Origin of the sequence: Myxococcus guangdongensis, from assembly GCF_024198255.1 — a bacterium.
In the GTDB taxonomy this organism is placed as follows: domain Bacteria; phylum Myxococcota; class Myxococcia; order Myxococcales; family Myxococcaceae; genus Myxococcus; species Myxococcus guangdongensis.
This window is the reverse complement of sequence record NZ_JAJVKW010000005.1, coordinates 621,066-634,985: the sequence shown is the minus strand read 5'-3', so window position 1 is coordinate 634,985 and position 13,920 is coordinate 621,066. Positions and strand designations below refer to the sequence as shown.

At 69.6% G+C, this 13,920-nt stretch carries 11 protein-coding genes; 4 read left to right on the top strand and 7 right to left on the bottom strand.

Translation table 11 applies throughout. The annotated features are described in order from the left end of the window. Window positions 1-5: 5 nt before the first annotated feature. A complete protein-coding gene (locus LXT21_RS19180) occupies window positions 6-1,121 on the bottom strand; it encodes a tetratricopeptide repeat protein (protein ID WP_254039578.1) in 1,116 nt (371 codons plus the stop codon). 242 nt (window positions 1,122-1,363) lie between these two features. Between LXT21_RS19180 and LXT21_RS19175 the strand changes: the two genes are divergently transcribed. After that, entirely contained in the window at window positions 1,364-2,851 is a 1,488-nt protein-coding gene (locus tag LXT21_RS19175; protein WP_254039577.1) for a phytoene desaturase family protein, read from the top strand. Between the two features lie 9 nt (window positions 2,852-2,860). Here the strand turns inward: LXT21_RS19175 and LXT21_RS19170 are convergent, their stop codons facing one another. From LXT21_RS19170 to LXT21_RS19140, 6 genes are all read right to left on the bottom strand, one after another. Next, a complete protein-coding gene (locus tag LXT21_RS19170) occupies window positions 2,861-4,015 on the bottom strand; it encodes a hypothetical protein (RefSeq protein ID WP_254039576.1) in 1,155 nt (384 codons plus the stop codon). Next, on the bottom strand, window positions 4,012-5,904 hold the full coding sequence (locus tag LXT21_RS19165; RefSeq protein ID WP_254039575.1) for an ATP-binding protein: 1,893 nt from the start codon (window positions 5,902-5,904) through the stop codon (window positions 4,012-4,014). The genes LXT21_RS19170 and LXT21_RS19165 overlap by 4 nt, the downstream gene beginning before the upstream one ends. Window positions 5,905-5,998: 94 nt before the next feature. Beyond that, complete coding sequence (locus LXT21_RS19160; protein WP_254039574.1) at window positions 5,999-6,979, bottom strand: TIGR02757 family protein; 981 nt, start codon at window positions 6,977-6,979, stop codon at window positions 5,999-6,001. A 129-nt stretch (window positions 6,980-7,108) separates the two neighbouring features. Then, the gene (locus LXT21_RS19155; RefSeq protein WP_254039573.1) at window positions 7,109-9,139 is read right to left on the bottom strand and encodes a M20/M25/M40 family metallo-hydrolase; all 2,031 of its coding nucleotides are present in this window, start codon (window positions 9,137-9,139) and stop codon (window positions 7,109-7,111) included. Between the two features lie 177 nt (window positions 9,140-9,316). After that, window positions 9,317-9,784, bottom strand: a complete 468-nt coding sequence (locus LXT21_RS19150) for a MogA/MoaB family molybdenum cofactor biosynthesis protein (RefSeq protein ID WP_254039671.1) — start codon at window positions 9,782-9,784, stop codon at window positions 9,317-9,319. Window positions 9,785-10,199: 415 nt separating this feature from the next. Next, complete coding sequence (locus LXT21_RS19140; protein ID WP_254039572.1) at window positions 10,200-10,517, bottom strand: Rieske (2Fe-2S) protein; 318 nt, start codon at window positions 10,515-10,517, stop codon at window positions 10,200-10,202. Between the two features lie 78 nt (window positions 10,518-10,595). Here LXT21_RS19140 and polX point away from each other — a divergent pair, with 78 nt between their 5' ends. The 3 genes from polX to mrtX are packed head-to-tail and all read left to right on the top strand — an operon-like array spanning window position 10,596 to window position 13,706. Then, window positions 10,596-12,338, top strand: a complete 1,743-nt coding sequence (gene polX, locus LXT21_RS19135; RefSeq protein WP_254039571.1) for a DNA polymerase/3'-5' exonuclease PolX — start codon at window positions 10,596-10,598, stop codon at window positions 12,336-12,338. A 19-nt stretch (window positions 12,339-12,357) separates the two neighbouring features. After that, window positions 12,358-12,981: an MXAN_2756 family trypsin-like serine endoprotease gene (locus tag LXT21_RS19130; RefSeq protein ID WP_254039570.1), complete on the top strand. Its 624-nt coding sequence runs from the start codon at window positions 12,358-12,360 to the stop codon at window positions 12,979-12,981. Continuing rightward, complete coding sequence (gene mrtX / locus LXT21_RS19125; RefSeq protein WP_254039569.1) at window positions 12,978-13,706, top strand: myxosortase MrtX; 729 nt, start codon at window positions 12,978-12,980, stop codon at window positions 13,704-13,706. The genes LXT21_RS19130 and mrtX overlap by 4 nt, the downstream gene beginning before the upstream one ends. The last annotated feature ends 214 nt before the right edge of the window (window positions 13,707-13,920 follow it).

Genomic DNA, 13,920 nt, shown 5'->3' with positions numbered 1-13,920 from the left:
GTGCCTCACAGGTCGTACTTGTCCACCGATGACGCCGGCACCAGCACGTGCTTGAGCACGTAGGTCTTGAGGCGCTGGCGCATGTCGTCATCGAGGGTGAGCACGACCTGGGGGTGCACCCGGGCCCCCACCTCGAAGAGCACCGCCTGCATCAACAAGCCCTCCTCGGTGATGCGGGACAGTCGTTCGAGCGTGGGGTCCGAGCGCTCCGTCTCCCCCTTCTTCTTCTGGTTCTCGTGGACGAGCAGCGCCGAGCCCAGGCACTCCAGCTCCTCCACCGACGTGAAGTGCTCCTTCGTGGTACCCGTCATCTCCTGGCGGTGTGACGGCTCGCCCAGCCACAGCGCCTTGCAGTTGGCGAAGGCGAACCACGCCGGGTCGTGGTCGGGGTCGAACTGGATGGAGATCTCCTCGCCGGCCCGCTCCGCGTAGCCGCGAGGGACGATGACGTCCTCGCGCACCACCAGCCCCAGCCCCACGTTGGCGCGGAAGAACTGGCGGATGACGGGGTAGCGCGGGTTGAGCACCAGGCACCACGCCCACGACTCCAGGGCCTCCTCGAAGCGGCCGAGCCGCGCGAGCGCGTTGCCCTGGAAGAACCACGAGCGGTGGTCATTCGGGTTGAGGCGCGTGGCCTGCTGGTAGTGCCCGAGCGCGGTGGTCGCGTCGCCCGCGAAGTACGCCGCGTCGCCGCGGAAGTTCCACGCGAAATAGCACTGCGGGCACACGCTCGTGGCCTTCTCGTACAACGCCCCCGCCTCCTCGTAGCGCTTGGCCTGGAAGTGCGGTTCAGCCGCGTCGAGCAGCGCGCGCACCTCGGGGCTCTCGGGCCACTCGACGATGACGCGCTCACCCTGTTGCTCCACCACGCGCGGCGCCTCGAGCGAAGCCACCCGCTGCGGCCAGAGCTGGTCCGCCCAGCCGCCCGGCGGCGAGTCCTTCCCGTCCACGCGATACGTCACCGGCGAGTCCTCGATGCGCTTCATGATTTCAGCCGGATTGAGGAACGGAGGCCGCTTCGAGGGCTCCGGCGCGGCGGCCTTGGGCTCCGGGTTGCTCTTTGGGGCGGAGGCGCAACCAGCCACGAGCACGAGGCAGAGGACGGCGAGGAGGCGGTGCACGGGAGCCCTTTCAGTGAGCAGTCGACAACAGTCTACGCCCTCCCTGCTCCAGCCTCCTGACTCCTCCCTCGAATCGAAACGATTTCTCCCCGCGAATTCCACGGCTCGCTCCGGGGCGAGTCGTGGCGTACTCCCGCGAGGCCCGTGCGCGCATCAGTGTCGGACGCACCACCCTTGTGACGAAAGAGTCGACCGACTGGCGTGGACTCGTTAGGAGGTCCGCCCCTGGACTCGACCTGGAGATGTCGGACTTGGATTACGACGTGGTGGTGGTGGGCGCGGGTTTCGGAGGGCTCGCCACGGCGCTGGAGCTGACCCGGAGAGGCGCGCGCGTGGCGCTGTGCGAATCGCTCAGCTATCCCGGCGGCTGCGCCAGCACGTTTCGTCGCGGGGGCTTCGCGTTCGAGTCCGGCGCGACGTTGTTCTCCGGCTTCGAGCCTCATCAACTCTTCGGCCGCTGGATTCGCGAGCATGCGATGGACGTCACGGTGGACTGGTTGGACCCCGTGGTGGAGCTGCGCACGCCCGGACTGCGGTTGCCGGTGACACGAGCGCGCGCCCGGTTCATCGAGTCCCTGTGCGCCCTGCCGGAAGCCCCCGCTCCCGCGATTCGTCGCCTGTTCGAGCTCCAGTCCCAGGTGGCCGGCGCGCTCTGGTCCATGTTCGATGACCCGGACCTGTTGCCACCCTTCGACCTCCGCGCGCTCTTCCGCCACGCCGCGCGACTGCATCGCTATGCGCCCCTCGCGAGGTGGCTCGGTCGTCCGCTCGGAGCAGTGCTCGAGCACCTGGGCCTCTCGCGCTTCACCCCGCTGCGCACGTACCTGGATGCCCTCTGTCAAATCACCGTGCAGTGCTCGGCCGCGGAAGCGGAGACGCCCTTCGCGCTCGCGGCGATGGACTATTACTGGCGAGGCACGGGCCACGTCCGGGGAGGCATCGGACAGCTCGCGTGGGCCCTGGCCCGAGCGATGGAGGCACGCGGCGGAACGCTGATGTTCGCGAACCGTGTGAAGGGCCTGTCTCGTCAGGAAGGGCACTGGAAGGTGGACACCCGTCGAGGAGTGCTCCGAGCCCGGCACGTGGTGGCCAACCTGCTTCCGGGAGGATTGATGCGTCTCGCGGGTCTGTCTCCCGAGCGCGTCAGCGCCATGCGTGTGTTGTCGGAGCGGGTCGCCGAGGGTTGGGGCGCGGCGATGCTCTATCTCGTCATCAAGGCTCCGGACACGGTGTCACGCGAGGCGAGCCACCTGGAGCTCGTGCGCGACGAACAAGCCCCGTTCATTGAAGGCAACCACGTCTTCATGTCCATCAGCGGCGAGGAGGACACGGGCCGCGCGCCCGAGGGGCATCGCACGGTGACGACGTCCACGCATGTCCCCCTGCGCAAGCTGGGAGCGATGCCCACCGAGGAGCAGGCCCGCTACATCGCGGACATCCAGACGCGCATGCGCGAGTCCCTGGAGCAGCTCGCGCCCGAGTGGATGCCCCACGTCACACGGGTCCTCCCGGCGTCTCCGCGCACCTTCCAGCGCTTCACCCAGCGGGAGTCCGGCGCGGTGGGCGGCGTGCCCCGTCGCGCGGGCCTGAGCCACTACCGACAGCTGGGCCCGCTGCGCGTCATGGAGGGCTTGTGGCTGGTGGGCGACTCGGCGTTCCCCGGACAGAGCACCCTGGCCACGGCGGTGGGCGGCGTGCGCACGGCGGTGAGCGTCGCGCGCGAGTGCTGAGTTGGTGCCTCACTCGTCCAACAGGCTCGACCAGAAGCCGACCATCCGCACCATGTCCGCCGCGCCCGCCTTCTTGTCCACCTCCGCGTGGCTGATGAGCGGAGTGGAGAGCTGATGGACCTCCGTGTACGGCCGCAGCGCCTGGGCCAGCAACACGGACTCCATCGACGGAATCACCGTGTCGCCCAGGCCATGCAGCAGATAGACGGGCGCGGCCGGCGCGGGTGAGCGGGCCGGAGACATCGACGGGTCCGCGGCGAACTCACGCACCAGCGGCAGCAACAACGGCCCCAGCGCCGCCACGTTCCTCAGGTTCACGTAACCCATCAACGTCGACGCGGGCTCGAGCATCCGCGTCTCCAGCACCCGCGCGTGCGCGAACGTCTCCTCCGCCAGCTTGCGGTCCGTCTGCGTCTGATGCGAGGCCCGCAGGAACGTGCGGATGCCCTCGCGCAGCGGCTCCACCTGCGCGGGTGGCACCAGTCGGTCCGCCACGTTGAGCAGGATGATGACCACGCCATAGTCATGCGGCGTCAGATGCGAGCCGTCGGGGAGCTGGCCGCTGCACAGGAAGGTCAGCACCCGGGGCAGGTCCCCATGGCCTCCGAACGAGAGCGTGGAGGCCACCTTGTCCCGGAGCGCGGGCCGTCCCGCGGCCACCACGGAGAGCCCTCCCGAGAAGCTGATGCCGAACAGGTCCACCTTCCCACCCGGAGCCAGGTCCTCGCGGCCACTCACCCACAGCGCCGCGTCCTCGATGACGTCCGGGAGGCGCGGGGTGATTTCGTAGCGCAGCAGGTCCGGCGGCTCGGGCGAGAGCACCATCTGACCGCCCCGGGCCAGGTCCTCCGCCAGCTTCACCAGACGCGGCTCGTCGATGCCATCCGCGTGCACGCCCGAGGTCAACACCACCGTGCGCCCCCGGACCTCGCGCGGTCGATACAGCCGCGCGCGGACCTCGCCGTGCCGGGTGGGGACCCGCAGCTCGCGCTTCTCGAACGGAGTGTCGCGAAAGCCCGCCACCGCCTCCGGCACCGGGCCCTGCATCCCCGCGGCGCGCACGACGAAGGACAACCCTCGAAGCCAGTCGGCGCCCACGAACACCAGGGCCCCGAGCATCGCCAACAGGCCGATGCCCATCCACCGCCACGTCTTGCGCTTCATGGGAACAGGTGCTCCACGAAGGTGCACAGGCGCTCGCGCTCGAAGGGCTTCTCCAAGAGCCCTCGCGAGTGGCGCCCCACGAACTCCCGCGCCTGCGCGGTGAAGGCCCCACCCGTCATCAGCCCGGTGCGCAGCACCAGCTCCGGCGCCAGCCGCTCCAGTTCCACCACGAAGTCCATTCCGCTCATGCCCGGCATCATCAGGTCACACAGGATGGCATCGAATCGCTCGCCCGTGGACAACCGTCGCAGCGCCTCGCGCGCGTCCTGCACCGCGTGCACCTCATACACGTCCCGCACCAGCCGGCTCACCGAATTGCCCACGGAGGGCTCGTCGTCGATGAGCAGGAGCCTGCGTCGCATCGCCAGCGGCACCACGTTGCCCAGCACCGGAGACTCCGGCGCCGCGACAGTGCCCACCGCGAGCGCGGGCAACACCACGCGGAAGGTGCTGCCCCACCCCTGCGCGCTGCTCACCTCGATGCGCCCACCCATCGCCTGCACCAGCGTGAGACAGATGGACAACCCCAACCCCGTGCCCTCCCCCACCGGCCTCGTGGTGAAGAACGGGTCGAAGATGCGCCGTTGCACCTCCGGCGCCATGCCGTGCCCGTTGTCGCCGACCTCCAGCTCCACCTGTCCGGCGCGTCCGGTGCGCAGGCTGACGCGCACGCGGTTCTCCTCGGCCGGCCGCTCGGGCAACGACTGGAGCGCGTTGACCAGCAGGTTGAGCACCACCTGTCCCAACCGCACCTCGTTGCCGTGCACGGGCGGCACGCGCTCGAGGGTGCACACCATGCGCGCCCGGTGCGTCAGCTCGTTGCGCACCAGTCGCAGCGCGCCCTCCACCGCCCGCACCACGTCCACCGGACCATGTCGCTCCTCGTCGCCCCGGGCGAACGTGCGCAAGTCCCGGACGATGGCGCAGACGCGGCCCGCGCCGTCGAGCGCCTCCGCCACCACCTCCCGCAGCTCCGGCAGCTGCTCCGCGGACAGCTCCGGCAGCGCGAGCAGATCCCTCACGTACGCGAGGTTGGAGCTGACATAGGCCAGCGGGTTGTTGATCTCGTGCGCCACGCCGGCGGCCAGCGTGCCCACCGACGCCATCCGCTCGGCGAGCAGCAGCTGCGACTCCAGACGCTTCTGGTCCGTGATGTCCCGGATGATGCAGACGAGGAAGTTCTCCCCCGCGCCGTCGAACACGGCCTTCTTCGTCACCAGGACGCGGGCCAGCCCTGTCCTGTCGGTGAGCGTCTCCTCGCTCTCGTCGGCGACGCCGGTGAGGAACACCCGCTCATCGTTGCGCCAGAAGCTGTCCGCCTCGTGCGCGGCGACGAACGCGTGGTCGGAGCGCCCCAGCAGCGCCTCCGCCGGATGGCCCATGACGCCGCAGAAGGCGTGGTTGACCGCCACCCAGCGGTGCTGTCGGTCCTTGACGAAGAGCGGCTCCGGCACCGCGTCCAGCGCGCTGCGCAGGAACGTGTTGGCGCGGCGCAAGGCTCGGACGTCATGCGCGTCCGTCTCCGATGCCAGCCGTCGACGCAGCGCCACCACCCGCGTGCCCCAGCCCGACCCCACCGCGGCCACGCACTCGTCCGCGCCCGCCTCCGCCAGCGCCTCGGTCTGCGCGTCGTCCCGCGAGGTGAGCACCACCAGGTGCGTGCGAGCCACCACGCGCAGCGCATGCAGGCGGCGCACGTCCTCGAGCAGGACGTCCAGCGGCCCTCCCGCATCCCACGTCACCAGGAGCCCCTCCTCCACTGGAGAGGCGATGACATCGGCCCCCGTCACGCTCAACACATGGCAGGACGGGCTCGCCCCCGACGCGCGCAGGCCGCGCTCCACCGCTTCCGCCACCGCCGGAGGCACCGACACCAGTGTCGCGAGCACCGCATCACGCTCCTCGGCCCGGGCAGGCCCTGATGTCCCCGTGGAATTGACACGCAGACACCCGGACGGATTGCAGCGTTCCCTCATGCAGGAATCAACGACGTTCCCCACCCGACATTGCGCGGCCCTTGAGCCGCGAGGTCCTCGGGACCCGTCGGGTCGCCCCCGCCACCACGTCTGGCCCGACCTGGCAGGCAAGCAGGAGCGGACACCGCTCGCAGTTCTCCGGGAGGGGCCGGGCCGGACACGCGCCACTCATCCCATAGTGGCAGAGCGCGAAGTCGTAGCGGACGGGGTCGGCCGCATCCAACGCCCGCAACGACGCCGTGACCTCCTCCGCCGTCCGCCATGTCAAATCCGTGCGACGCGTCAGGCCCAGGTGTCCGGCGATGCGGCCGATGTGCGTGTCCAACGGAATCAGCAGCGCCGACGCGGGCACCCGCTTCCAGAGACCGAAGTCCACCGTGTCCGGGCCCCGGACCATCCACCGCAGGAACAGGTTCAACCGCTTGGCGGCGCCCGGCCCCAGGGGTGAGGGCAGCAGGTGATGAAGCCCCCGCTCGGGGCCCATCGCCTTGCGCAAGGGCTCCATGGGGATGCGACGCAGCGCGGTGGTGAAGGCACTCAAGCCGCCGTGCAGCGAGCCCTCGGCTTCCAGGCCCCTCACGAACAGCGCCTCCAGGCTGCCGTGCTCCCGCAGCGCCTGCCCCATGCCGAGCAGCAACACCGCCAGGTCGGTGCCCACGTTGAAGCGGTAGACGAAGCCCGTCAGCAGGGCCTTGGCGCCGGCGATGTCCAGCGTCCGCACGAAGGCCGCGGGAGACGGGCCCATCCGCTTCAGGAGCGAGTCCACCTTGGGGCGGAACAGGTCCGCGCGCCCGTAGGCCAGACAGGCGGCGAGCAGCGCGGCGACCTCGATGTCGCGGGCATCCTGGTAGCGGTGGGGGAACTCCACCGGGTCGAACCCGATGCGGGCGCGGGCATCCGTGGAGGCCAGCACGGCGTCGAGCCGGGGGCGCAGGTGCTGCACCGCCCGAGGGCTCAGGCCAGGGTGCGTCTTCGAGCGGCGTGTCACGTCGGGGCTCCCAAATGTTCCTGGAACGGCGGCCCGCCGCCCACGCTTCCCGAGCCCCTCCGGGCCCGGGAGTCCCGCGCCTCCTCCACCGATTCGGGAGGAGGCGCGGGAGGGCATCCTACGCGATGACTACGGGTTCACGGCGAACACGATGTCGTCGTGGTCGTCGTAGGCCCCCGTGGTGCACGGCGTGGCGCTGCCCTGCTTGCGGAAGTGCGCCCTCACGACCTGGTTGGCACCCGCCGGCAGCGTGAAGGTCGCCGACAGCGTGTGCTGGCCACCGGCCGGCGGAGCGAGGGTGGTGATCTTCGTCCACACCGGGTTGTTCGCGTCGGGAGCGTGGAACAGGTCCAGCTTGTCGGGACGCGCGGCGAGCGCATACACCGTGGCCTCGATGAGCACCGTCTCACCGGCGGCGAAGGGGTTGCCGCTGACGGTGGAGACCTTGATGCGGTCATTCGACTCATCGACGTGGAAGAAGCCGTTGACGCCGTCCGTGCACGAGTTGTTGACGGTGTTGGGGCCGTTCGCCTCGGGCCCCAGGCTCGCGCGGCCGACGAGCAGCGTGGTGGAGTCACACATGTTGGACACGTTCGCGCAGCGCGGGACGCGCAGCACCGGGTCATAGATGGCGTTGCCCGAGGAGTTGCTGGTCGTCACCGTGACGGCGGCGCTGTCCGTGGTGTTGCCGATGAGGTCATAGGCCCGGGCAACGACGGCGTGGCTGCCATTGGCGATGACGGCGGTGTTCCACGCGATGGAGTACGGGGACGTGGTGGCGGTGCCGACGACGGCGCCGTCCACCAGGAACTCCACGCGGCTGATGCCCTGGTTGTCCTGCGCGGTGGCGCTGGCGGTGACGGTGCCGGACACGGTGGTGCCCGTCGTCGGAGCGGTGAGGGCCACGGTGGGCGGCACGGGGTCGGACAGCGTCGCGGAGCCCTTGGCGAGCTCGACCATGTACGAGCCGGCGACCTTGGCGAACTTGAGCGCGTGGTTCGCGTTGTTGTTGCTCACCGCGAGGGTGTCGTTGGCGGTGTGGATGGTGCTGTTGTGCTGGCCCATCATCGACTCGAACGGAATGGAGGCCGCGAAGCCCGCCGCGTTCCAGGACGCGTGGTCCGAGCAGCCATAGCCGCAGGCCGAGGTCGACTGCTGCACGCCGGCGACGTAGGTGGAGATGAGGCTGCCGATGAACGCGTTCTGCGCCGCGTTGGTGAAGTCCGTCATCAGCACGACGTCGGCCACGGAGCCCTTGTAGTTCGTCATGTCGAGCTGGAGGACGCCGACGACCTTGTCGCCGTCGTTCTTGGCCTTGTCGGCGATCTCCTTGGAGCCGCGCAGACCCACTTCCTCGGCGGCGTACGCCATGAACTTCACCGTGCGCAGCGGCTGGTAGTTGGCCGCCATCGCCACGCGGATGACCTCGGAGAGCGTGGAGATGCCGGACGCGTTGTCGTCAGCGCCCGGGGCCAGGGTGCCCGACAGGTTGGTGGAGTCCAGGTGGCCACCCAGGACGACGATCTCCTCGTCCCCCACCGGCACCTGCTGCGTGCCCTTGATGGTCAGGATGACGGACGGCTGCGCCCACGCGGCGTGGGTGAAGAGCTCCACGGTGACATCCCCGCCCGTCTGGGCGCGAGCACCGGCGTAGCCCGCCCACAAGTCACGCACCCACGTGGCGGCCTGCACGCCCGTGGTGGAGGTGTAGTAGCGCGTGGGGTAGCTGGAGAGGTGCTGGATGTTGGTCCGGATGTTCGACTCGGCCATGTTGCCGATGAGCGTGTTGACCACCGGGGCCTTGTCCAACGAGTACGTCACGGCCAGCGAGGGGGCCAGCTGCGGCGCGCCGTCGTGGGTCAGCTCCGCCAGCGCGTCCGCCTCCGTGTCGTGGTAGAGGAAGCCGCCGCAGCGCTTGAGCTTCTCGTGCATCACCTCGGAGACGAGGTCGATGCGCGACTCGGGCAGCTTCATCGCGACCACGTCGCCCTTGCGCCCCGCCAGCGAGGGGACCCGCTCTCCGGCGACGATGAACGCGGCGTTCACCTCCGTGACGGCATCCGCGCCGAGGGTGATCCACACCTCGCGCTCCGGCGCCTTCGCGTACGCCGAGACACAGCCAAGCATCAACGCCAACGAACCCAGTCGTTTCATATGCATGGGGCTCCTCCTCTCCGGGAGGGTCAACTTTGAAGGGACGACCAACGGGACCTATTCGCGACAGAGCAGCGAATTGCGTATACTCTGCGTAAACATTTCCCGTGGGTCAATCCTCAAAGCCCCAGCAATAAGGGAAAACCGTAACAGTTCTCACGCGATGAAAATCCCGCGCGTTCGTTACCGGGTCAGCTCCCGTACGGCGTGGCCCAGCTCGGGGAGGATGAGCGCCTCCAGCGCGAGTCGTACGGCCTGCGGCGAGCCCGGCAGGGCGAAGATGATCATTCCCTGGTACGTGCCCGCGGTCGCGCGCGACATCATGGCCGGGCTGCCGATCTGCTTGTACGAGAGCATGCGGAACAGCTCACCGAAGCCGGGGAGCTCCTTCTCGAACAGGCCGCGCAGCGTCTCCACGGTGGTGTCGCGTCGACCGATGCCGGTGCCCCCCGTGAAGAGGAGGGCCCGGGCCCCCACCGACTGGGCCTCCGCCACCGCCTTCCGGATGGCCTCCGGGTCGTCCTTCACGACGAGGTAGCCGGCGACGCCGTGGCCCGCGGACTCGAGGCCCTCGCGCAGCACCCGACCACTCGCGTCACGTGAGGCATCGCGACTGTCGGAGCACGTCACCACGAAGGTGCTGACATGCACGGGCGCACGCGACTTGTGCTCCTGCGCGACACCTCCCTCACCACCGTGCACGGGCTGTCCGTGGCTGTGCGCGTGCCCGTGGTCATGGCTGTGGCCGTGGTCATGGCTGTGCCCGTGGTCATGCGCGTGGCTGTGGCCATGGTCATGCGAGTGCCCATGGTCATGACCTTGGCTGTGGTCATGGCTGTGGCCGTGGCCGTGCCCGTGGTCATGCGCGTGCCCGTGGTCATGCGCGGGGTCCTTCCCGTGCTCGGCGCCATGCGCATGGGCGTGCTCGTGCTCATGGGCGTGTTCGTGGGAATGCACCACGCCATCCTCATGGGTGTGGGGGTGCTCGTGCCGATGCGAGGGCGGCGTGCCGCCGTGGTCATGGTCGTCGTGTGCCATGAGGAGGTGACTCCGGTGCCGGGGCACGTCAGGTGTTGTCGGGGAGCTCGAGGACGAGGGTGCCGTCCTCGACCTCGACGCTCACTGTCGGCTGGTCGTCACAGACCCCAGGCGAGGTCTCGTTCTTCCCCGTGTCCATGTCGAAGCCGACCTCATGACAGGGGCAGACGACCATGTTGTCCTCGAGGCGTCCGCCGGACAGCAGACAGCCCGCGTGGTTGCACCAATCATCAAGGCCCTTGTAACGGCCGTGAATCTTCGCGATGCAGACATTGCGCTTGCCGACTTCGTAGCCGCGCATTTCCTTCTCGGCGAAGTCCGCCGGTCCGAGCTTGATCTTCGTCATCGCCGCCCTTTTCCCACAACGAGAAGCAAGCTGCACCCCCGTTCCCCGGGCATTACCTTCTTCCAGGTGACCTCTGACGTGACCGCGCCCATCGTCGACAAAGCCACCGTTGCCCAGGTCCTCCGGGACATCTCCCTCCTGCTCCAGCTCCAGGGCGAGAACGGCTTCCGCTCCCGTGCCTACGACATGGGGGCCGACCGCATCCTCGGCCTCACCCAAGAGTTGGGGACGCTCGTCTCCGAGGGGCGCCTGGAGAGCCTGCCGGGCATCGGCCCCGCGCTCGCCGAGAAGATCACCGAGTTGGTGACCACCGGACGGATGACCTACTTCGAGGAGCTGCGGGCGAAGTTCCCTCCCGGACTCCTGGAGCTGATGAAGCTGCCGGACATCGGCCCGCGCAAGGTCGCCACGCTCTGGAAGGAGCTGGGCATCGGGAGCGTCGAAGAGCTCGAGCAGGCCTGCCGCGAGGGCCGCGTGAAGCAGCTGAAGGGCTTCGGCGAGAAGAGCCAGGCGAAGATCCTCGAGGGCATCACCCTGTACCGACGCGCGCGCGGAGAGCGAAAGCTCCTGGGCGACGTGCTCCCCATCGCGGAGGCGCTGCTGGAGCGCGTACGCGCCTCGCCCGGAGTCATCCGCGCCAGCCTGGGCGGCAGCGTGCGCCGCCGCGCCGAGACGGTGGCGGACGTGGACATCATCGCCTCCGCCGCGGACCCCGGTCCCGTGCTGGACGCGCTGGCGACCTCCCCCGGCGTGGCCACCCTCATTGGCAAGGGCGACAGCAAGTGCTCCGTGCGCATGGAGGCCGGCGACCTCCAGGTCGACCTGCGCGTGCTCCCCGACGAGGACTTCGCCACCGCCCTGCACCACTTCACCGGCTCCAAGGCCCATCACATCCGCCTGCGCAGCCTGGGCCACGAGCGCGGCATGAAGATCTCCGAGTGGGGCGTGCACCGCGACGACGGCACCAAGCTGCCCGTCGCGGACGAGGCCGCGCTCTACGCGCTGCTCGACATGCAGTTCGTCCCGCCGGAGCTGCGCGAGGACAACGGCGAGGTGGAGGCCGCGCGCGCGGGCAAGCTGCCCACGGACCTGGTCACGATGGAGGACCTCCAGGGCGCCGTGCACGCCCACTCCACATGGTCCGACGGCCGCAACACGCTCGAGGAGATGGCGCTCGCCGCCAAGGCCCTGGGGTTGAAGTACCTCACCATCACCGAGCACAGCGAGGCGGCCATCTACGCGGGCGGCCTCAAGGTCGAAGCGCTCGAGCGCCAGTGGGAGGAGATCGACCGCGTCAACGCCGCCGTCCCGGGCGTGCGCCTGCTCAAGGGCATCGAGGTGGACATCCTCGAGTCCGGCGCGCTCGACTACGACGACAAGGTGCTCGAGAAGCTGGAGGTGGTCATCGCCTCCATCCACGTGCGCCACTCCATGGACGAGGACCAGATGACGAAGCGGGTCCTCACCGCGTTGGACAACCCCCACATGCACATCCTCGGGCACCCCACCGGACGGCTGCTCCAGAGCCGCGAGCCCTATCCCCTGCGCATGGAAGAGGTGCTCGAGCACGCCGCCCGGCGCGGCGTCGCGGTGGAGATCAACGGCAAGCCCGCGCGGCTGGACATCAAGGCCGAATATGTCCGCAAGGCCGTCCAGCTGGGCGTGAAGCTGGTGGTGAGCTGCGACGCGCACCGCCGCGAGGACCTGGCCAACCTGGCCTTCGGGGTCGCCACGGCCCGGCGGGGCTGGGCCCGCAAGCAGGACGTGCTCAACACCCAGAGCGCGGAGCGCTTCCTCACCGCGCTGCGCGCCGGGCGGTGATAGGCTCCCCCGCGCGCCGATGTCCCGCCTGTCCCCGCTCGTCCTCTCACTGTGTCTCCTCGCCCTGCCCGCCTTCGCGGCGGACAAGGCGCGGCCCTCACGCGCGGACCTCCAGCGCGTGCTGGAGCAGCACACCCGCTCCGTGGTGAAGGTCAGCGGCCCCCAGCGCACCGGACACGGCGTCATCGTGGGCGCCGCGGGCCAGGTGCTCACCTCCGTGGAGCCCGTGGGCGAGGAGTATGTCGGCCTCCAGGTCGCCACCGTCGAACACGCGGGGCAGGCCCTGCCCGCGCGCGTCCTGCTCGCCAACGGCGCGCTGAAGGTCGCCGTCGTCGCGGCCCCGGATGGCACGTACCCGGCCGTGGCGGTGCGGCTGCTCAAGGACGGCGACAGCCTGGAGGGACGCTGGGTGGTGGGCGTGGTGCCCGGCACCCGGGGTCGTCCCGCGAAGCCGGAGGCGGCCCAGGTCTCTCGCGCGCCGGCGCCCTTCTATGACGTGCCCCTCGCGCTTCCTCCCGGCAGCCCCGTGTTCGACGGGGACGGCAGGCTGGTGGCGGTGGTGGTGCAGCGCACCCGGCGCGGTTGCAGGGTGCTGCCCATGGGCGAGGTGAAGGTGACGCTCGCCTCCGCGGACGGACCATGACCCAGCAGTCGGTGGCGACTCCCTGGCGCCCCAGCGCCGTGCAGGAAGCCGTGGGCCTGTGGGCCCTGGGCTTCGCGGGCATCATCGCCGCGTTCCTCGCCTTCGGCGGCACCAGCATCCCCAAGCTGGTCGCCACGGTGGGCTTCCTCTACCTGCCCCTCATCCCCATGCGCTGGCGGGACGAGGACTACCGCGACTACGGCCTGTCCGCCCGCGCGTGGCGTGAAGATCTGGTGTTGTTCCTGAAGGTCTCCGCGCTGGTGGGCCCGCTCTTCTTCCTGGCGTTCGCCGGGTTCGCCGAAGTCCTCCCCCACCTGCCCGAGGCGCTCGCGCGCCACCTCACGCCCCTGGGCGGCGAGGTCCACTTCCGCCTCCGGCTGCCGCCGCGCTTCGGCGAGTGGGTGGTGGATCAGCTCTTCGTCGTGGCCCTGCCCGAGGAGTTCTTCTACCGGGGCTATCTGCAAGCGCGCCTGAGAGACGCCTGGCCCCAGGGCCGCAAGTTCCTCGGCGCCCGGCTGGGACCCGCCTTCTGGGTGACCGCCCTGCTCTTCGCCCTGGGCCACCTGGCCATCTTCCAGACCTGGCGGCTGTCGGTCTTCTTCCCCGCCCTGCTGTTTGGCTGGATGCGCGAGCGCACCGGCACCGTCGTCGGCGCCGCCCTCTTCCACGCCGCCTGCAACCTCTTCGTGCGCGTGCTCGAGGCGTCCTTCTTCGGCGGGCCCTGATCCTCCCCCAAGCCCCGGAAGGGCCTCTTTCCATGCCGGTGAGGCTGGAAAAATCCTGGGATAATTCACGGTTAATTCGGCTTCGCGGTCCGGAAATCCGCCGGGGGCGACTCGCACCCCCGGAGTTACGGACAACACTCCGCGTCCTCAAAACCGCGTGAAAACACTGAAACACGGGCTGAAACAAGCCGACAAACCCGAATTGGCGCGTCGC